General features: G+C 64.1%; 23 protein-coding genes and 1 pseudogene. 13 read left to right on the forward strand and 11 right to left on the reverse strand.

The annotated features are described in order from the left end of the window. Positions 1-20 precede the first annotated feature (20 nt). The gene (locus J7E83_RS18620) at positions 21-719 is read left to right on the forward strand and encodes a ThuA domain-containing protein (protein ID WP_214965156.1); all 699 of its coding nucleotides are present in this window, start codon (positions 21-23) and stop codon (positions 717-719) included. Further along, the gene (locus J7E83_RS18625) at positions 704-1,828 is read left to right on the forward strand and encodes a Gfo/Idh/MocA family protein (protein ID WP_214965158.1); all 1,125 of its coding nucleotides are present in this window, start codon (positions 704-706) and stop codon (positions 1,826-1,828) included. The genes J7E83_RS18620 and J7E83_RS18625 overlap by 16 nt, the downstream gene beginning before the upstream one ends. Here J7E83_RS18625 and J7E83_RS18630 read toward each other — a convergent pair. The 5 genes and pseudogenes from J7E83_RS18630 to J7E83_RS18650 form a co-directional block, all read right to left on the reverse strand. Further along, positions 1,784-2,935, reverse strand: coding sequence for a GGDEF domain-containing protein (locus J7E83_RS18630; protein WP_214965160.1), 1,152 nt, complete (start codon positions 2,933-2,935; stop codon positions 1,784-1,786). The genes J7E83_RS18625 and J7E83_RS18630 overlap by 45 nt on opposite strands. 68 nt (positions 2,936-3,003) lie before the next feature. Further along, complete coding sequence (locus J7E83_RS18635) at positions 3,004-3,597, reverse strand: DM13 domain-containing protein (RefSeq protein WP_214965162.1); 594 nt, start codon at positions 3,595-3,597, stop codon at positions 3,004-3,006. A gap of 105 nt (positions 3,598-3,702) precedes the next feature. Further along, positions 3,703-4,392, reverse strand: a complete 690-nt coding sequence (locus tag J7E83_RS18640) for a TetR/AcrR family transcriptional regulator C-terminal domain-containing protein (RefSeq protein WP_311379788.1) — start codon at positions 4,390-4,392, stop codon at positions 3,703-3,705. A gap of 169 nt (positions 4,393-4,561) precedes the next feature. Beyond that, positions 4,562-5,097: pseudogene (locus J7E83_RS18645) on the reverse strand (recombinase family protein); the annotation flags it as partial. A gap of 164 nt (positions 5,098-5,261) precedes the next feature. Further along, positions 5,262-5,741 (reverse strand): MarR family winged helix-turn-helix transcriptional regulator, encoded by a 480-nt coding sequence (locus J7E83_RS18650; RefSeq protein WP_214965164.1) that lies wholly within the window; start codon positions 5,739-5,741, stop codon positions 5,262-5,264. 171 nt (positions 5,742-5,912) lie between these two features. Between J7E83_RS18650 and J7E83_RS18655 the strand changes: the two genes are divergently transcribed. Together J7E83_RS18655 and J7E83_RS18660 are read left to right on the forward strand one after the other, a co-directional pair. Next, the gene (locus tag J7E83_RS18655; RefSeq protein WP_214965166.1) at positions 5,913-6,287 is read left to right on the forward strand and encodes a DoxX family protein; all 375 of its coding nucleotides are present in this window, start codon (positions 5,913-5,915) and stop codon (positions 6,285-6,287) included. A gap of 107 nt (positions 6,288-6,394) precedes the next feature. Beyond that, positions 6,395-7,048: a lactate utilization protein gene (locus tag J7E83_RS18660; protein WP_214965168.1), complete on the forward strand. Its 654-nt coding sequence runs from the start codon at positions 6,395-6,397 to the stop codon at positions 7,046-7,048. 310 nt (positions 7,049-7,358) lie between these two features. Here the strand turns inward: J7E83_RS18660 and J7E83_RS18665 are convergent, their stop codons facing one another. Genes J7E83_RS18665 through J7E83_RS18685 form a run of 5 tightly spaced genes read right to left on the reverse strand, consistent with a single transcriptional unit; the run spans position 7,359 to position 9,744 of the window. Then, positions 7,359-7,979, reverse strand: a complete 621-nt coding sequence (locus J7E83_RS18665) for a hypothetical protein (RefSeq protein ID WP_214965170.1) — start codon at positions 7,977-7,979, stop codon at positions 7,359-7,361. Positions 7,980-8,023: 44 nt separating this feature from the next. Then, a complete protein-coding gene (locus J7E83_RS18670) occupies positions 8,024-8,605 on the reverse strand; it encodes a DUF6286 domain-containing protein (protein WP_214965172.1) in 582 nt (193 codons plus the stop codon). Further along, positions 8,602-8,997 (reverse strand): Asp23/Gls24 family envelope stress response protein, encoded by a 396-nt coding sequence (locus J7E83_RS18675; RefSeq protein ID WP_214965174.1) that lies wholly within the window; start codon positions 8,995-8,997, stop codon positions 8,602-8,604. Before J7E83_RS18675 ends, J7E83_RS18670 begins: the two co-directional genes overlap by 4 nt. Continuing rightward, entirely contained in the window at positions 8,994-9,173 is a 180-nt protein-coding gene (locus tag J7E83_RS18680) for a hypothetical protein (RefSeq protein ID WP_214965176.1), read from the reverse strand. The genes J7E83_RS18675 and J7E83_RS18680 overlap by 4 nt, the downstream gene beginning before the upstream one ends. A gap of 58 nt (positions 9,174-9,231) precedes the next feature. Beyond that, positions 9,232-9,744 (reverse strand): Asp23/Gls24 family envelope stress response protein, encoded by a 513-nt coding sequence (locus J7E83_RS18685; RefSeq protein WP_396020574.1) that lies wholly within the window; start codon positions 9,742-9,744, stop codon positions 9,232-9,234. 200 nt (positions 9,745-9,944) lie between these two features. Between J7E83_RS18685 and J7E83_RS18690 the strand changes: the two genes are divergently transcribed. From J7E83_RS18690 to J7E83_RS18715, 6 genes are all read left to right on the forward strand, one after another. Then, complete coding sequence (locus J7E83_RS18690) at positions 9,945-10,547, forward strand: RNA polymerase sigma factor (RefSeq protein ID WP_214965177.1); 603 nt, start codon at positions 9,945-9,947, stop codon at positions 10,545-10,547. After that, positions 10,538-11,122 (forward strand): Asp23/Gls24 family envelope stress response protein, encoded by a 585-nt coding sequence (locus J7E83_RS18695; RefSeq protein WP_214965179.1) that lies wholly within the window; start codon positions 10,538-10,540, stop codon positions 11,120-11,122. Before J7E83_RS18690 ends, J7E83_RS18695 begins: the two co-directional genes overlap by 10 nt. Beyond that, positions 11,115-11,528, forward strand: coding sequence for a hypothetical protein (locus tag J7E83_RS18700; RefSeq protein ID WP_214965181.1), 414 nt, complete (start codon positions 11,115-11,117; stop codon positions 11,526-11,528). The genes J7E83_RS18695 and J7E83_RS18700 overlap by 8 nt, the downstream gene beginning before the upstream one ends. A gap of 117 nt (positions 11,529-11,645) precedes the next feature. Then, positions 11,646-11,885: a hypothetical protein gene (locus tag J7E83_RS18705; RefSeq protein ID WP_214965183.1), complete on the forward strand. Its 240-nt coding sequence runs from the start codon at positions 11,646-11,648 to the stop codon at positions 11,883-11,885. 162 nt (positions 11,886-12,047) lie between these two features. Further along, entirely contained in the window at positions 12,048-12,485 is a 438-nt protein-coding gene (locus tag J7E83_RS18710; RefSeq protein ID WP_214965184.1) for a MerR family transcriptional regulator, read from the forward strand. Continuing rightward, complete coding sequence (locus J7E83_RS18715) at positions 12,424-12,888, forward strand: VOC family protein (protein ID WP_214965186.1); 465 nt, start codon at positions 12,424-12,426, stop codon at positions 12,886-12,888. Before J7E83_RS18710 ends, J7E83_RS18715 begins: the two co-directional genes overlap by 62 nt. A gap of 1,028 nt (positions 12,889-13,916) precedes the next feature. Here J7E83_RS18715 and J7E83_RS18720 read toward each other — a convergent pair. Then, positions 13,917-14,138, reverse strand: coding sequence for a hypothetical protein (locus J7E83_RS18720; protein ID WP_214965188.1), 222 nt, complete (start codon positions 14,136-14,138; stop codon positions 13,917-13,919). 215 nt (positions 14,139-14,353) lie between these two features. Here J7E83_RS18720 and J7E83_RS18725 point away from each other — a divergent pair, with 215 nt between their 5' ends. From J7E83_RS18725 to J7E83_RS18735, 3 genes are all read left to right on the forward strand, one after another. Beyond that, positions 14,354-14,557 (forward strand): DUF2306 domain-containing protein, encoded by a 204-nt coding sequence (locus tag J7E83_RS18725; protein ID WP_214965190.1) that lies wholly within the window; start codon positions 14,354-14,356, stop codon positions 14,555-14,557. A 234-nt stretch (positions 14,558-14,791) separates the two neighbouring features. After that, positions 14,792-15,961, forward strand: a complete 1,170-nt coding sequence (rsgA, locus tag J7E83_RS18730) for a ribosome small subunit-dependent GTPase A (protein WP_396020575.1) — start codon at positions 14,792-14,794, stop codon at positions 15,959-15,961. Positions 15,962-16,070: 109 nt separating this feature from the next. Continuing rightward, entirely contained in the window at positions 16,071-18,356 is a 2,286-nt protein-coding gene (locus J7E83_RS18735) for a glycoside hydrolase family 127 protein (RefSeq protein ID WP_214965191.1), read from the forward strand. Positions 18,357-18,400: the final 44 nt, after the last annotated feature.

An 18,400-nucleotide genomic window follows, 5' to 3' on the forward strand; every position in this document is an offset into this window, starting at 1 on the left:
AAGCCAAGCAAAGGAATTCCATGACAGGCAAGAAGACCGCACTGGTGGTCCGCGGCGGATGGGACGGGCACCAGCCTGTCGAGGCCACCGAACTCTTCATCCCGTTCCTCGAAGAAAATGGTTATGACCTGCGGGTGGAGGAATCCCCCAAGATCTATGCGGACGCAGACTACATGGCCGGAGTGGACCTGGTCGTGCAGTGCATGACCATGTCCGCCATCGAACGGGACGAATTCGAAGGGCTGCGCACCGCTGTCGAAAACGGCACTGGTCTTGCCGGCTGGCATGGCGGCATCGCCGATTCGTACCGCAACACTTCGGACTATCTGCACCTGATCGGCGGCCAGTTCGCCTGCCACCCCGGCAAGCACTCGGACGAATGCAGCGGAGAACAGGCAGACAACTACGTGCCCTACACGGTCAACATGCTCCCGGAGGCCGCAGACCACCCCATCACCCGAGGCATCAGCGACTTTGACCTGGTCACCGAACAGTACTGGGTGCTTTCGGACGACTACATCGACGTGCTGGCCACCACCACGCAGAAAGTGCACGACTGGGATCCGTGGCACCGCGAGGTGACGTCACCGGCCATCTGGACCAGACAGTGGGGCGAGGGGCGGATCTTCGTCTGCACCCCTGGCCACCGCGTGGAAATCCTTCAGGACAGCAACGTCCGCACCATCATCGAAAGGGGCCTGCTGTGGGCCAGCCGCTAAACGTAGGAATCATCGGATGCGGCGCGATCATCGCCCAGTACCTGGCCAGCTTCCGGAAACTGGAGGCCGTCCGGCTGGTGGCCGTGGCGGACCTTGACCCGTCCCGTGCCCAGGCAGTAGCTGAGGATTACGACGGCGTCAGGGCGCTTAGTGTTGAGGACCTCCTCGCCGCGGGCGACGTGGATCTGGTCCTGAACCTGACTATCCCAGCAGCCCATGCCGACGTCGCGCTGAAGGCCATCGCCGCAGGCAAGAGCGTCTACGGCGAAAAGCCGCTGGCCGCTACCACTGCCGAAGCACGGACAGTGCTGGAGGCGGCGCGGGCCGCGGGCGTCGTCGTCGGCTGCGCTCCCGATACTGTGCTGGGCACCGGAGTGCAGACAGCCCGGAAGGCGATCGACGACGGCCTGATCGGCAAGCCCATCTCAGCCTCCGCCACCATGGCCACCCCGGGCCACGAGCTCTGGCACCCGAACCCCGATTTCTACTATCAGCCAGGCGGCGGGCCACTGCTGGATATGGGCCCGTACTACGTCAGCGCCCTCGTCACGCTCCTCGGCCCGGTGGTCTCCGTAACGGGCGCCGCCAGCCATACCCGCACCCAGCGCACCATCGGGTCCGGCCCACGGGCCGGCGACGTGATCCCCGTGACCGTCGATTCGCACGTGACCGGACTCCTCACCCATGAATCCGGGGCGATCTCCACGTTGGTCATGAGCTTCGACGCCGCCCGCACCAAGAGCCCCAATCTGGAGATCCACGGTGAAACAGGCTCCCTGGTGGTCCCGGATCCCAACAACTTCGACGGCGCGGTGGAGCTTTTCGCCCTGGGCGCTGAGGGCTGGGAAACCATCCCGGTTGCGGCCGGCTACAAGGACGCCGGCAGGGGCTTCGGCATCGCGGACCTCGCCGCGACCCCGGCTGGAGCGGAACCACGCGCTGGTGGATTGCTGGCTTTCCATGTTCTGGACGTCATGGAATCGGTGCTCGCATCAGCCCGGACGGGGTCCGCCGTGACGATCGGCAGCACAGCGCCACGCCCCGAGCTGGTGCCGCTGACTGCCTTAGCCGATCCTGTCACTGCGGGCGGTGCGGTTCCGTCCCAATGACTTCGCGGTGTACAAGGCTGCATCAGCGGCGGCGATGAGCGCCCCCAAACCGGCGGTGCCGGCGTCGTACGTTGCAACGCCATAACTGACGGTGGGCATCTGCAGTCCATCCGCCTCTGAGGCCAGGGCCAGCCGGCGGCTGACCTCGTCGGCGATACTCTCTGCGCGGTCGGCGGAGGCGCCCGGGAGGAGCAGAACAAACTCTTCCCCGCCGTACCGTCCCGCCAGGTCGGTTGAACGGACAGTGTCCTGGCAGGCCCCGGCAAAGGCCTGCAGCGCCAGGTCTCCTGCAGCGTGCCCGTAAGTATCGTTGACCGCCTTGAAGTGGTCCAGGTCAGCCAGGATGAGCGCGCCGGACGCCCGCGATACGGCGGGATCCGCCAGCTGCTCCGTGGCGAGATCCAGGAACGCCTTGCGATTGAGGAGCCCCGTGAGGTCGTCACGGGTGGCTACCATCCGCAGGGCACGCGTCTGCTGCTCAGTGCTGAGCGCGGCCATGCTGAAGGACACCACAACCAGCATCACCATCGTGACCAGGGTGGTGACCGCGGAGCCAAAGAACGCGTCAAAGACGGGACCCTCAGGCCCATCCAGGAGGAAGGCCACCAGGCGTCCGAAGTAGAAAACAGACACGCCTGCTGCTGCCGCGGCCATCGGAATCCGGACGCGGGAATAGCCAGGCTCCAGGCGCCAGAGTTCCCTGGATCCGAGACCGATGCTGATGCTCATGGCGGCCAGGAACACCGGCCCCCCGGACCACGTGTTCGTGGCGGGATTGTCCAAGACGGAAGCAACCAGGGTGACCAGCGGGAGGCCTGTAAACGCCCATCTTGGCGGTGGACCCGTCCGCAGCGAGCGGGCCCCTGCCCAGACCGCCACCCCGCCGTGCACCAGCAGCACGTTCCCGAGCGGGTTTGCCCAGAATTGGTGGGACGAGCCGTTCAGCAGGAAACACGCCGATCCGGCCAGGAAAAACACGATGGCAAGACACCACCAGCCGCTGTACGCGGAACGCGTGGTGCGGTAGGACGAAAAGTAGAATAGCGGCCCAAGCACCAGGGCCATCAGGCCGAACGCAATCCTTAGGGTTGCCGTGTCCAGAGCCATTTTTCCGCCGTCCCTGAGGGCAAGTGATGCACGCCCCAGTATGTCACCCCCTCCCCAGCGTGCGCCCGTTATCCTGATACCAGTTGGGCCGCGCCGAACGAGACGCTGAACTGGACACACCACAGATCAACGGAACTGTACTTTGAGAGTTCAACGTCAGCCGGAAGGTCGTAGACCTGGTTTCCCTGGTTGCCCTTAATCATGCCGAGGTCATATCGCTCTGCCGATCCGGCGGTGTACCAGCCACCCGCTCCTTCCACCACGTCGGCTGCGCTCAACCAGACGTGCACATCAGGCCCGTTTGATGTGTCGAGGTTCTCCAAGGTAAGGACCCGGGAGCCGTCCGGCTGCTTGATGATTCGGACGGTCCCCGTGGTGGCGTGTTCGTGGCTGAGCAACGAGCCCCGTGCCAGCTCTACCGGCGCGGCAGGGACCGGCGGGGTGGTTGTTCCGGGCAAAGACGGTGCCGGGGACATGGGTGCCGGGGACGAGGCGGCCGGCCCGGCTGTGGCGACGATCGGGAGCTGTTCGTCGACGCGGATGTCGACAAAAAGGAGCCAGGGTTTGAACACGACAAGCGCGGCAACGAGTCCGGCCACCGCAACCGCCGCCGCGAGGGCTCCAAGGCGCCTGCGCCTGCCCGTCTTGCTGTCTTCGCTCATGTGTTCATCGTCCGCGCGATTAATGCACCGGGCAACGGCCGGAGATTACCAGTTGCGAACGTTCACCCTGATTACTGGCTTTCCGGGCGCCGATATCGGCAAAACCTACCCGCGGTCTTCTTTCGCGCGCTTGGATGACCGGTCCCGCCCGTGAAGCTGTTCAAAGCCGTCAAGCAGCAGGTCGAGGGCGAATTCGAACTCAACCTGGTCATCGCAGCCTTGCCCCACCACCGATTCGTCGTCGTGCCTGGCCGCCATGGCGACCTGCAGGATGTTCGGGTACCTCTGGGACATCTCCTGGAACGAGGCGGCCTGCACCTCAGGCGGCACTTCGGCCTCCGATTTGTGGGTGGCCGGTTCGTCGAACAGTTCCTGGGTAAACCCCCACATGCGGCTGCCAAGGGCATGCATGACGTGGTGGGTGAGATCGACAGTAAACCCCCCGGCCAGGAACATCGCGATAATGTCATCCATGTACCGGAGGACTGCCGGCGTCCTGCTGGTGCGCGATTCCAGCAGGTGACGAGCCCACGGGTGGCGGAGCAACGCCTGCCGCGCCGAGAGCACCCTCGCCCGGACGGCACCCTTCCAGCCGGGGTCGTGGACTGCAGGACCGATTTCGCCGACGATGACATCCACCATGCCGTCAAGGAGTTCCTCCTTGCTGGCGACGTGTTTGTAGAGAGCCATGGGCACCACACCGAGTTCCTGTGAGAGCCTGCGCATGCTGAGTGACTCGATGCCGGCTTCATCAGCCAGAACGACGGCGGCGCCCAGCAGGTGTAGACCGTACACCCATTAAGGGCTAGGACCAGTCATGCCAACGGTTACCATTCCAACCATCCAGCCGGTCAGGCGCTCCCTGGCCTCCTGGCTCGTGCCTGCCGGACTGATCCTTCTCAGCCTCATCCCGGTGATCGCCGGAGCGTCGCGGCTAGCAGAGCCGACCGGCGGTGCTGCCTGTGGTGGTGTGTACCCCGTTCCGATGCAGGCTGACGAGGTGAGTTTCCCCTGGGCCTTGGAGAGTTTCGGTTGCTTCCCCCGGAGACGGCCCTTCGCCTTCGCTACGGCCATCCCTTCCCGTGTTCTGGCGCGGATGAGGTCAGCTTCGAACTCGGCGACCATCCCCAGCACGTTGAAGAGGAGCTTTCCCACCGGATCGTGGGGATCGTAGATGCTGCCGCCGAGATTCAAGGCGACACCTTGGCGGGTGAGCTCATCAGCGATGTCCCTGGCGTCCGGCAGCGAACGGGCCAGACGATCAAGCTTGGTTACCACCAGAGTGTCACCCTTCCGGCACGCTGCCACGGCCTTGCCCAGCCCGGGGCGTTCGCGCTGGGTGCCGGTGGATCCGTGATCGACGTAGATCGCATCGGGGTCCACGCCGGCGGCCGAGAGAGCGTCCCGCTGCGCGGTCAAGTCCTGGGTGTTGGTCGAGACGCGGGCGTATCCGATGAGTATGCCCCCGAGTGTAGCGTTTAAGGCACCTTCACCGGGCAGCTTTGCGGGCGGGTCATACGGGAATCTGGAAATCCCGGAACTCCGGGTGTGGATGTCATTTTCCGAAGTCGTCTGCACGGGATGTCAGAAGTCGTCTGCACTTGCCGCTCCTGATGGCCAGGCATCCGGGTGCCCGGGTGCGGTGGGTACATTTCGTGCCGGCGTCAGCCGCCGTCACCCAGCTGCCGGCGGAGGCTGGCTGCAATTTTTCCGGCGTTGTCGATTTCCGCCGCTGTCAGTGCGTCGATGAAGAGTTCACGGATAAGGCGGAGGTGTGAGACGGACGCGCTTCGGAATTTCCTTGCACCGTCATCGGTAAGCTCCACGGCCGCGCCGCCGTTGTCCGCATCCGACCGGCGGCGGCGAATCAGCCCGCGGGCTTCCATCCTGCCCAGGTGGTGCGAGAGGCGGCTGCGCTCCCAGCCAATGACCTCGGCCAGGACGGATGACCGAAGCCGATGGTCAGCCGCCTCGCTGAGTGCCAGCAACACCCCATAGTCGCCCGGGGAGACTCCTGATGAGGATTGCAGTCCCGAGGCCAGGGCCCGTTGCAGAGCCCCAGCGGTCTCGATGTACTCCCGCCATACGGCTAGTTCTGTCCGGTTTGGACTCCGCCGTGCGTGTTCGCGGGGGTGATTGCTCATCTACTGCCCCTTCCATTGACATGTCAATCATAAGGGGACAAGAATTGACACGTCACTTACAAATTGACATGTCATCAGCGGGGTTCGGCGAAGAAAGGTGGCACTAAAGCGACGGACCTAGGTCCGGGCGGCGACCTTGGGAAATCTCCAACTACTTTTCAAGGAAACTTCGTGAACATTTTCCTCTGGATCATCGCGTCCCTGCTCGCGTTGCTCTTTCTTGCCACGGGCATCATGAAATTGGCCCAGCCCAAGGAAAAACTTGCCGCCGCCGGCCAAGGATGGGTCGAAGACTTCCCCGAAACGGCGATCAAGGCCATCGGCACAGCAGAGATTCTTGGCGCGCTGGGCCTGGTCCTTCCAGCCCTGCTGAATATCGTCCCCATCCTGGTTCCGACCGCAGCCACAGGACTGTTCCTGCTCATGATCGGCGCCGCCATCACGCACGGCCGGCGAAAAGAAATCCCCAATATCGTTGCCAATGTCGTCCTGGGCCTCCTGGCCGTGACCATCGCCATTACCCGCTTCGGCACCTACAACTTCTGATCGGGCAGAGCCTCGCCCCGAAGTCTCCGCAGTCATCGAAAGGCCGCCAGCAAATGCTTTCCAACGCCGCATCGTCACCCAGTACTGGATCCACAAGGAGCACAACCGTGACTAGTTCATTTGAACCGTCCACTTCACCAGCGTCGGCCGCCGCGTCCGACTTCAGTAAGCCAGCCGACCGTACGACACTGGAGCGCGTCGTCGAAGCGCTCACCGCCCGCGGAACCGATGTCCGAATCCTGTCTGATCGTTCGGAGGCCAGAGCCGCCGTCGACCAACTCATACCCGATGGCACCTTGGTCTACACCACCACCTCGCGCACCCTCGATGAACTCGGGATCTCCGACGATGTCCGGTCTGCAACGCGATACCGGACCACTCGCAGCTACACAGAAACGCTCGACCCTGCCACCCAAATGGACGAGTTCCGCCGTCATGTCTCCACCATGGACGTCGTAATTGGCAGCGTCCACGCCGTCACCGAGGACGGGCACGTCGTGATCGCATCAGCCAGCGGCAGCCAGCTCGCCCCATACGCCTTCGGCGCCAGTCACGTGATCTGGGTCGTCGGCGCCCAAAAGATCGTCAAGGATCTCGACGAGGCCCTTGCCCGGATCGAACAGTACAGCCTGCCTTTGGAAAGCGAACGCCTGCAGCAGGTTTATGGCCAGCCGAGCATTATCGGCAAACAGCTCGTAGTCAGCCACGAACGGCCCGGTCGAAACACCATGCTCCTGCTGGAGGACGCCATCGGATTCTGACACCCGCAGGGCGACCCCATGATCCAGCGACGGAACGCCCGGCCCATGAGGCCCTACCGATCCGGCCCGGATGGATTACCGCGGGCGTTCCACTTCCTAGGAAGTTGGACGCCCGGGGATTGTTCACTCGGGAAGTGGCTTGCCACGTAACTTCGTTCCACAACTATGTGCCTAAGGTCGTCAAGGAGGGGGCGGGGACGCTTGCAACTGAACGTCTACGTCCCAACAGCCTCGGACGGGCACTTCCTGGGGTGGCTTGTGGAAAAGTGAAATATCCGACTAAGGTCGTGCTCTTCGACGTGGCGTGTTCTTAGTAGATGACGGTTCCGGTGGTCTCCACGGTGGTGCCGGCAACGGCGTTGCGGCCGCTGACCTCGAGCTGGATTCCTGTCCGCCGCAGCGGTGTCTCCAGTGCCTTGGAGAGGTCTGGAATGACCCTGGTGTTGATGCTGTGGAGGACGTCCTGGATGTCGGCGCGGTTGTTAACCGTGACTTTCATCGTGAGGTCCGGTTCCATGGCGGTGCCGCGCAGCAGTGCCGAGGAACCCACGACCCCGGGCAGGGTATTGATCTGGTTTTCCACCGCGGCGCCCAGCACGGAGGCATCACATAGCGTGGTTCCGGAGGCGGGGTCCTGATGCAGCCGGTACCTGTCGGCGGGATTCCTTCGTGGAATCTGTGCCAGAATCCACAACAGCCCCAGGGCGCCCATGAGAACCCCGGCCATCAGGACAAGGGCCGTGACAGAGGCCTGCTCGAGGACCGTGTGCAGGTCCCCTGGCACGACGGGACTCTCTGCAGCGACCGTTGCAGAGCTCATGGCGTGCAGTGTTCCGCTGGCCGCCAGCAGTATCAGGACGCCGCCGGCCAGGGCGAGAATGCCAAGGATGACCAGCCAGGTGCGGTTCAGCGCTCCGGCGTGTTGTCGCATGGGGTGCCTTCTTTTCCGGAGTACGGGAGGATGGTTGCCCGGGGTCATTCCTTGGACCGGACGGACGCGGTGACCTTCGGGACCGGGTTGAGTCCGGTACCGGCCAGGCGTTCCCTGACCACTGCGATGACACGGTCGCGCAGCTCCCCTGTTTCGTGCAGGGCCGTGGTTACGTTCAGGTGGACCGCGCGTGCGGAGGCCGTGGCCGATGCTGAACGGACGCCGTCGACATATTCGCAGTGCGCCGCCGCGTACCGCGCAACTGCCCGCCGCGTCATGACAATCTCTTGCGCGTCCGCCACCGGGGTCTGCCCCTCGTCCCCGGGCGCCTGCAGCCGCAAGGCGTTAAAGCGGCCCGGAACCAGTGCTGCCGCCAGCAGGACGACGCCCACGGCCGCTGCCGCAGCCCCGACGGCCCAGACTTCCGGATCGTTCCAGGTCAAACCGGTCAGCCAGTCCCGGGGGCCGGCCGGATACACCGGCCACGAACCGGTGGCCAGCCGGGCCACTGCCGCCCATACCAGTGCCACGCCGGCGGCCGCAAGCAACGTTCCCAGGATCAGGGCAGGAACTGCCCGGCTGGGACGGTGCCGCAGGGGTGTGGCTTTCCCATCGTGCCGGCTCATAACAGCCTCCGGCGGCCGGTGGTTTCATCGGCAGGTTTCAGCCAGGACACGGTGATGTCGATCTGGCGTACCTCCACCCCGGTCAGGGCGTTGACGCGTTCGCTGATCCGGCGGCGCATCTGTTCGGTTACCTGGCGAAGCGGTACCGGGTAGAGCAGCCCTATTTCCACGCTGAGGGCGGCGATATTGCCCGCAAGCTCCACTGTGACTTTGGGCCGGGCGGAAAAGTCCGAATGTGCTCCGATGCCCAGAAACCCTCCGGAGGACCCGCCTGCAAAGGACTCTTCGCTCGCGACCTGGCCGGCGATCTTCTCCACCACCTTCCGGTAAAGGACAGTGCGCCCCCGCGAATCCAGGTCCCGGGAACCGGCAGGTGCTGCGGGGGTCTTCATCGGCTGGATGCTTTGCCGAACAGGGCCTGAAGATCAAGTTTCCCTTCCGCAATACGGCCCACTACCAGCCCGATCAGGCCGAAGAGGACCGCAATCACCAGGGCTGTAAAACCTCCGAAGGCCAAAACGATTCCTAAGACCAGACCGATGGCCAGACACCATCGTGTAGTGGACATGCGGCACTCCTTCCAACATCGGTTACCGCCCGACAACGGGGCGGAGCGGCTGAGGTGGCTACTCCAGAGGCTTCTTCGCGTCCTCCTGTTCGGGCCGCTCATCCTCGGGCAGATGAACATCGGTGACGTGGACATTCACTTCCAGCACTTCCAGACCGGTCGCGCGCTCCACCGACTGGATGACATTGCGCCGGATACCCTGGCTCACCTCGACAATGGACGGTCCGTACTCGACGACGATGCTCAAGTCGATGGCGGTCTGGCGTTCGCCCTTCTCCACGCTCACCCCGCCGCTGACATTCGTCTGGGAACCGGGAATCCGCTCGGTCATCGCGCCGAACGCGCGCCGGGCAGCGCTGCCCATCGCATACACGCCGGGAACCTCACGCGTGGCCATGCCGGCCAGCTTCTGGACCACGGTTTCCTCAATGGTGGTATCCCCCCGGTCCGTGTGCAGCAGGTCCGTCGTGCGGCGCGTCTCAGCGGGGGCGTTCCGTTTCTGTCCCTCCTCGGCAGCCACCATGCCACCGGACTGTTCAGGGAACTGCGGGGCTTCTGTCACGGGAACCATCTCCTCAATTGACCGTGCGATGTTGCCTACATGGTTAAAGACGCACGTCACCGCCAAACGTCACACGGATACGCAAACTGTTTTGTTTGTGCCGGCGTCCCCGCACCGGGCATTCCCATTACCGGCGCCGTCTGAAAAAATGGGTCATAAGCCCGGAACCCGTGTGGCGCGGTTCGGGTGCACAGAGGACGGCAGCGACGATGGATGAACGTGAACCCGTTGTCCTGACACGGCCCGATGATCTGGATGAGGCAACCGTCGTCGCCCGGGCCCAGGACGGCAACCTGGATGCCTTCGAATACCTCGTCGAGGCGTATCAGGACAGACTTTTCCGTCTCGCTTTCCGGATGCTGCATGACCGGGGCGACGCCGAAGACGTCGTGCAGGACACCCTGGTGGCCTGCTGGAGAAAGCTGCCGCTGCTGACAAACGTGCAGGCTTTCAGCGGGTGGCTTTACCAGATGGCCACCAACCGCTGCCTGGACAGTCTGCGTCGACGGTCCGGCCACCCGGAGGTCGTCCAAGGACCGGAAACTCTGCAAACAACCGCCGATTCCTTTACCGGACCGGGAGCCGGAGGCGATCCCGCCCGCGAAGCGGAAATCTCCTGCGAGATCGATGGCCTGGCCACAGCGCTGCTGACCCTCCCGCCCGGGCTGCGCGCCTGCTGGCTCCTGCGGGAAATCCACGAACGCAGCTACGCTGAAATAGCCGCAACGCTGAAGGTCAGTGAACAGACGGTCAGAGGCCGCCTCGCCAGAGCACGCGCACAACTCGCGGAAAAGATGAGTCCATGGCAATAGACGAAACCATCCCCAGGCTGGGCTGTGGCCGCAGCATCGACGAGGTCTGGGCAACCATCAAACAGCCCCCCACCGCACATGAAAACGGCTGCGTCCAGTGCCGGACCGCACGGGCCAGCCTGGCAAAGCTCGCGGAGGCCACCCGCACGCTTCGGGACAACGATGCAGTAGACCCCTCCCTGCAGCCGCGTCACGCCGTCAAGGACGCCATCATGAACCTGGCCCGCGCCGAAGTCCGGAGGGGGAGCCTGCTACCCGTCTACCGGGCTGAGCAGGGGGGCATCACGATCAGCGAACAAGCCATCACCTCAGTCATCTGGTTCGGCGCCGACGCCCTTCCGGGAGTACGCGCCCGTCGCTGCCGCGTCCATCCTGGCCCGGATACCGCGGACGCCCCCCGCTCGGCCGGGACCTCCGACATCGCGGTTAACCTTCGAATCGCCGTTGCCTCCGGCACTGACATCCCCGGAACCGCCGAGCTGCTGCGTCAGCGGATCACCAGCATGATCACAGCACACGTCGGGCTCAACGCCGGAGCCATCAACATCACCGTGGAGGATTTCTACGATGTCTGAGCATCCCCTCGAAGCCCGGCTGATCAGCAGCCACCTTATCGCCGACCTTGCTGCCCGCACCGCCCTCGATACACCAGGTGTCCTCCGTCTCGAACCGACCCTGAAAAACCTTTTCACCCGCCTGGGAAAAGGAACAATCCAAAATCTCCGCAGGACAGACACCCGCACCACTCCCGCCCGGCACGACGGCGTCTTCGTCACCGTCCACAACGGCATCGCCGACGTCCAGCTCGACATCGCCACCGATATCGCCTTCGCAGCCCTGAACGTCGCCCAGGTTGTGCGGGAGCAGATCGCCCGGACCATCAGCCACACCGGCCTCATCCCCGGGCGCATCGACATCTCGGTCCTGGCCATAGAGCACCCACCCACCGCCACAGCGGCCCGTCCTCCCAGGCCCCTCTGATCCAGGACACCAGCATGACGGCCACCCCACCATCATCGTTACGGATCAGCCTGAGGATTCCGAACCACCGCACCGCACCCGGACTCCCGAGCGCTACCCCATCGGCATGGAACCGGCATGGACTCTGAACCCAACAACCAGGAAAATCCGGCCGAAGGAAACACGAACGGAACCGGCCGGCACCAAGGCAGGACATTCTGGGCAGCGGCCATCCTCCTCCCGCCGGCGCTGCTGTTGTGCGGCGTCTGGCTGTTGCTGATTGCCAGCTACTTTCTCGCCGCCGTGTTCTTCTTTGCCGCAATGGCCGCTCTGGCCTACTTCGCAGCCAGGAGCCGGCGCGGCCGCAGCCCGAAATAGACGCCGGAACGGCCTTCCGGCCGGCAATCCAGGCCTTTTGGGGTGGCTTGTCCGGGAACACCGGAAAGGTTACACAAGAGCCAAAATCTCTGGGAGATTCTCAGGTCGGCCGTCCGCAAGGGGATCGGCTAACGGGCGCCAGGAATCAGCGAAGATGGGGGCATGAGGATTGGAGAACTCGCGACGAAGACTGGCGTCAGCGTCAGGTCGTTGCGCTACTACGAACAGCAAGACCTGCTTGAGCCGCAACGCACTTCGGCGGGTCACCGTTTTTACTCGATCGAGGACGAGCGTCTTGTGCTTCAGATCCAAGACTTGTTTGAAGCTGGTTTTTGCAGCTCCGTAATTCGCACGCTGCTTCCCGCCCTGGTCAATCCCGTAAGAAACCGTGATCTGCTCCGGGCCTCCTTAACTGCTGCGCAGGCGCGGCTGAAGAGCGAGAAGGAATCCGTCGAAGGCGAACTTCTAAAACTGAAACGGCTGGGGGATCGATACGGGCTTGCACCTGACACGCATGTCACCCTCCAAAATGATGGACATGACTCCTTCACAGCAGCCCAAGCAATTGCGTTTGATCATCGAAACAGACGACTTCGATAGCGCATTACGTTTTTATCGCGATGTCCTTGGCCTTATGGACCAGCCCGCTTTCGCAACTGATGGTGAGGATCGAGTGTCAATACTGAACGTCGGCGCGGCGACAATTGAGCTCGCCACACCCACACACGTTCGCAACATTGACGCTATCGAAAACGCACCATCTGCCGAAGGGCCTACGCTCCGAATCGCCCTTGAGGTGGACAACACCGAAGTTGCGATGACCTCCACCGAAGAGTTTGGGTTGAAGGTGCTCGCGCCCCCAATCAGAACTCCGTTCGAGACCATCAACGGAAGAGTGCAAGGTCCTGCTGGCTGGCAGCTGACATTCTTCCAAGAACTTGAAACACTGCAAGAACGCACCAGGAGGAAAGGCTTCACCACTGACGTCCACCGTGCCCGGTAAAGGATCCCGCATCGAACGCGTGTAAGCCGGCTCCGTAGTGGCTGCCGTCCGCCTGCGGCTTGCGTGCCCTACAAGGTAGGTTCCGAACCAACCGCAAAAGGGGACCTAACTCAGAGCGTCCAAAGGCGACTTGACGCGATTTCAGAGAGCGGCTATATTTTTTTCTCGTAAGAAAAAGAGAACGGAAGTTCCCCCGCCTGAAGTGGTTGTATTTGGCTGTTTAGGGGGAAGTACCGTTGCAGTAACATCTGGTCGTCGGACAGCTTGAGACGGCCAGAGCAACACCAGCAGTCCCGGGCCGTCAAGCAGTAGGAGACGGATACAGCAGTACCTGGTCGTCGGACAGCTTGAGACGGCCAGAGCAACACCAGTAACACCTGGTCGTCGGACAGCTTGAGACGGCCAGAGCAACACCAGTAACACCTGGTCGTCGGACAGCTTGAGACGGCCAGAGCAACACCAGTAACACCTGGTCGTCGGACAGCTTGAGACGGCCAGAGCAACACCAGTAACACGGGGCGGGCAAGTTGAGAGCATCCTTATGCACTCCTTGCCCGCCCCGGGACCGTTAAGGGCTGCTGCCCGGTGCAAGGGTCCCATTTTCTTGGTTGGGCCCGAATGGACATCGCTCGTAGTTCACACGGACATGAAAACCCTCCGCACCCCGGGCCATGGCAATCAGCATCCCGCGCGGACCTAGACGACCTTAAGAACTCTTCGGCAGAACACGCGTCGGACCGCGTGCCCGAAGCCGATCGGCTTACGGGCACCCTCGTCGGGGGTCTATAGGTTCAACATTCCTGCAGTCAGACTTGCCAGACCTCCAAGTCCTACCAGGACGGCGGCGGCCACCGAGCTCTTGTACTGAAATTCATAAGTCTTGAATTTTCCGGCGCCCGGGAGTGATTTCCACGACTGCTCCCCGATACGGGCCATGGTCCTGCGAAGCAGAAATAGACCGCCGGCACTGAGTAGCAGAAAGATACCCAGGATGATGAAGAAGGCGCCAGCCACCCCGGGTCCCCAAGTCACGCTCTGCTCGCCAAGGCTACGACCCCGATGGCAGCTGCAGCCGCCAGCAGCAGGATGCTAAAGGCCATTCCCAGTTGCTCCAATCCCTTCATGCGGCCCTCCGGCACTTCCCCACGTCCGAAGAGCACAGTAATAATTTGCGCCTGCTGTCGAGCAATACCTTTTCGAAAAATGAGCCATACCGTGCCCATGACTGCGAAAACTATCGCTTCACCCATGCCCTGCCCATCCGCACTCGTGCCACCCCTTCCCAATCCATGGAACGAATCACTCACGAATCCCCAGACAGAGGAAGATTACTTGGTGCTTCTTGCGTTTTGCTTGCTTTCAGTCCGGCAACCACCGCGTCCGATAGCCGATCCGCTTACGAACACACAATCGCAGTGCAGACGACTTCTGACATTCGGTGCAGTCAGCTTCTGAAAATGACAGCGTGGATGACGCGCGGCTATGCGATCGGCGTCGCCGCGGGAACCAAGCCCTGGCGATCCTCCCCTGGATGCTCCTCGTCGGCCCTCCTGATGGGCTGACCGGGGCACTGCTCATGGGGGCCGCATGGGTGATCAACCTTGCCGTGCCCGAGTACGTCATCCGCCGGCGGCTGCGACCCCTAGCTAACAGGGTGGCCCGCCGCTAGAGTAGGAAACCTGTCCGGCACCTTCATTTGTGAAGGCATCGCGAGGACCCAGCGAGATGGGAGGTGGTTTTGATGACTGTTGCAGCCGTGTGCCCTGAGCGCTCCGCGAACATCAAACCGACAATCCCCGTCTCCACCTTCCGCACTGCGTAGGGCCCTGCCCACGAAGCCTTACCACCACCGGCGCAAGCCGGCAATTGGCAGGTGCCAGGGGACTCTTCCCGAGGTATCACATTGAAAAATTCTTCAGGCACAGACCTGGACAGCTTTGTTGCATCAAATACAGATGAGCAATTGGCGTCGACGCTGTATGGCTACACCGCCGCCGTCGCCCGGCAGTTTGACGAACATCCAGCCCCTCTGCCCGCAGGGGTGCCCGGCGAGCGCGGACGCGTGGTCCGTGTTGACCGCAGCCTGGTCCTGGCGGCGGCGGGCGGGGACCTCCTCCATCTGCCCTATCCCCTCGATGCCGGAGTGCCGGTCACGGGAGACTGGGTATGGGTCGGGCCCAACCGGGCCGGCGATCGGCAGATCGTCGGCGTGCTCCCCCGGCGTTCGGAACTGAGCCGCAAGCGGGCCTCGGAGGACTCCTCCACTGCCCAGGTGCTGGCAGCCAACATGGACGTAGTGGGCGTGGTAGTTCCGGTTGACCGGCCTCTCACGCACAACCGGCTCGAACGCACCCTCGTTGCCGCGTGGGATTCCGGAGCCATCCCTTTGGTGATCATCACCAAAGCGGACCTTGCAGGCATGGAGGACGACGTCATCGGGCAGGTCATGCTGCAGGCTGCGGGCGTGGACGTGGTCACCACGTCAGCCGAGAATGGCGACGGGATCGACGAGCTACTGGCCCGCCTGCCTGCACGCGGCACCCTGGTCCTCCTGGGGCCGTCCGGCGCAGGCAAGTCCACGCTGATCAACGCACTGGCGGGCCACAACGTGCAGCTTACCGGCGAAGTCCGGTTTGGCGATTTCAGGGGCAAGCACACCACCACCTCCCGGGAGCTGGTGCCGCTGGCGGACGGCAGGGTCCTCATGGACACCCCCGGCGTAAGGGGATTCGGGCTTTTCGACGCCGACGACGGCATGGAGCAGATGTTCGGGGATGTGGAGGAGCTCTCAGGCCGCTGCCGGTTTTCGGATTGCGCCCACCAGCGGGAGCCGGGCTGCGCGGTGCAGGCAGCCTTGGCTGATGGGACCCTCGAGGAGCGCCGCTGGAACAACTACCTGAAACTTCAGCGCGAGCTTGCCGCGCTGGCCCGCCGCAGCGATGTCGCTGCCCAACGCGCCTACCAGCGCGAGTGGCACCAGAAGGTGGCGGCGGCAGGGAAATCGCAGCGGTCCTCAGAGCGTGCCAGCTCCGAGCGTCAGGAGGAGCAGCGGTCGAGGCGGAAACGGCGCTGACGGCGCCCTGCTTCACATTCGGACGGTTCCCGGACTTACCCCAAAGGGCCCGGGTTTGTTCGCTAATCTTGGAACCAATCCCACTCCAGCGCGCCGTCTGAAGGACCCCATGAGCCACCGCACGTCCTCGTTTCCGCTGTCCAGCGTCCGGCTCCTGGCCAGCGACTTCAAGAAAGCGCAGGACGTGGACGTGCGGTACCTGCTCAGCCTCGACCCGGAGCGGCTCTTCGCGCCGTTCCGCAGGGAAGCGGGACTTCCGACGGCGGCCCCCAGCTACGGCGGGTGGGAAGCCGAGGGCCTGGACGGGCACATCGGCGGGCACTACCTCTCTGCCTGCGCGCAGCTCTTCGCGGCCACCGGCGATCCAATCCTGCGTGAGCGGCTGGGCCGTGCCCTGGACATCCTGGCGGAGTGCCAGGCGGCAGCGGGCAGCGGCTACCTGGGAGGGGTCCCGGGCGGCCGGAAGCTCGGCCGGGAGCTGGCGGCCGGGAACGTGGACGCGGACCTCTTCGCGCTCAACGGGCGCTGGGTGCCGCTGTACAACCTGCACAAAACCTTCGCGGGCCTGCTTGACGCCCACACCTACGCTGGCGCCGGGCCGGCCCTTCCCATGCTGACCGCCCTCGCCGACTGGTGGCTGGGAATCTCCGCGGCCCTGGATGACGAGGCCTTCGAGAAGATCCTGCATACCGAGTTCGGCGGCCTGAACGACACGTTCGCCGCGCTGGCGGAAATCACCGGCAGGGAAGAGTACCTCCGCGAAGCACGGCGCTTCTCCCACCGGGCGATCCTGGATCCGCTGGCCGCCGGCCGGGATGAGCTGAACGGGCTGCACGCGAACACCCAGATCCCCAAGATTGTCGGCTACGCGAGGCTCGCCGCCGCTACCGGTGACGCATCCTTCACGGCCGCCTCCGACTTCTTCTGGGACACCGTCACCGGCAGCCGGAGCGTCTCCATCGGCGGCAACAGCGTGCGGGAGCATTTCCACCCCTCCCGCGACTTCACTCCCATGGTCACGGACGAGCAGGGACCGGAAACCTGCAACACCTACAACATGCTCAAACTGGCCAAACTTCGCTTCGAACGGACCGGAGATCCCGCCGCGATCGACTTCTACGAGCGGGCCACGTACAACCACATCCTGTCCTCGCAGCACCCGGAGCACGGTGGCTTTGCCTACTTCACCCCCATGCGCCCGCACCATTACCGCGTCTACTCGAAAGCCCAGCAGTCCATGTGGTGCTGCGTGGGCTCCGGGCTGGAGAACCACGCCCGCTACGGCGAACTCATCTACAGCCACACTCCCGATGACCTCCTGGTGAACCTCTACGTGCCCGCCGAACTGGACTGGGCCGAGCGCGGCGTGCGGGTCAGGCTGGAGACAGACTTCCCCCGCTCGGACACCGCCACCCTCCACGTCACCGCAGCCGCACCCACGGAGTTCACGCTCCGGCTCCGCCGCCCGGTCTGGGCAGTGGGCATGGAGGCCGACGTCGACGGGCAGCCCCTCGGGGCAGCGTCACCTTCCGGCGTGAGCCCGGAGTTCGCGGTCCGCCGGATCTGGGAAGGCACCACCGTGGTGACTGTGCGGCTCGCGGCCGAGGTCAAAGCCGAAGCACTGCCCGACGGCTCGCCCTGGGTCTCCTTCAGCTACGGGCCGGTGGTCCTGGCCTCCCGCGGCGGCTCTGACGGCGTCCCCGGATTCGAAGCCCCTGACGAACGCATGGGCCACGTGGCTTCAGGCCCCAAACTCCCCCTGGCCCAGACGCCGGTGGTGACCGCACCCAACCCGGCGGACGCCGTCGTACTCCTAGACCGGAAAACGCTCACCGCCGAACTGACGGCCGCGCTCGACGGGGACCCGCTGAGCATCGGCCTGGAGCCGTTCGCCGGGATCCACGGCGAGCGCTACACGGTCTACTGGCCCACCGGAACATCCGACGCCGAGCGCACCGCCGCGCTCCGGCGCCTGGATGAACTGGCCGCGTCGGCGGGGGACGTTATCGACAGCGTCACAGCCGGCGAACAGCAGCCCGAGTCCGACCACCACTTCGCCGGGGAATCCACCCGGGCGGGCGGCAGCGACGGCCTGCACTGGCGCAATGCCACCGGCTGGTTCTCCTACACTTTGGCCAGCCAGGAAGACTGCACCGCCGTGCTCCGGGTCCGGTTCCGCAGGACCGAAGGCGCCGGGCACACGGCGCACGAGCTCCGGCTCAACGGTGGACCTCTCGGCGAGCCGCTCAGATCAGTGCGTGACGGGGGTACAGAGATGCAGGACTTCACGGTCCCGGCGGCGGAAGGAACAGCGAAGCTGACGTTCTCGGTGCACGCTCTTCCCGGAGCAGCCACCGGGGACCTGTTGTCCGTGGAGCTCCTGCGGCAGGGCTGACGGCACACGAAAGGGAGCCCGGACAGCGGCGCTGTCCGGGCTCC

Source organism: Arthrobacter sp. ISL-48 (assembly GCF_018613805.1).
In the GTDB taxonomy this organism is placed as follows: domain Bacteria; phylum Actinomycetota; class Actinomycetes; order Actinomycetales; family Micrococcaceae; genus Arthrobacter.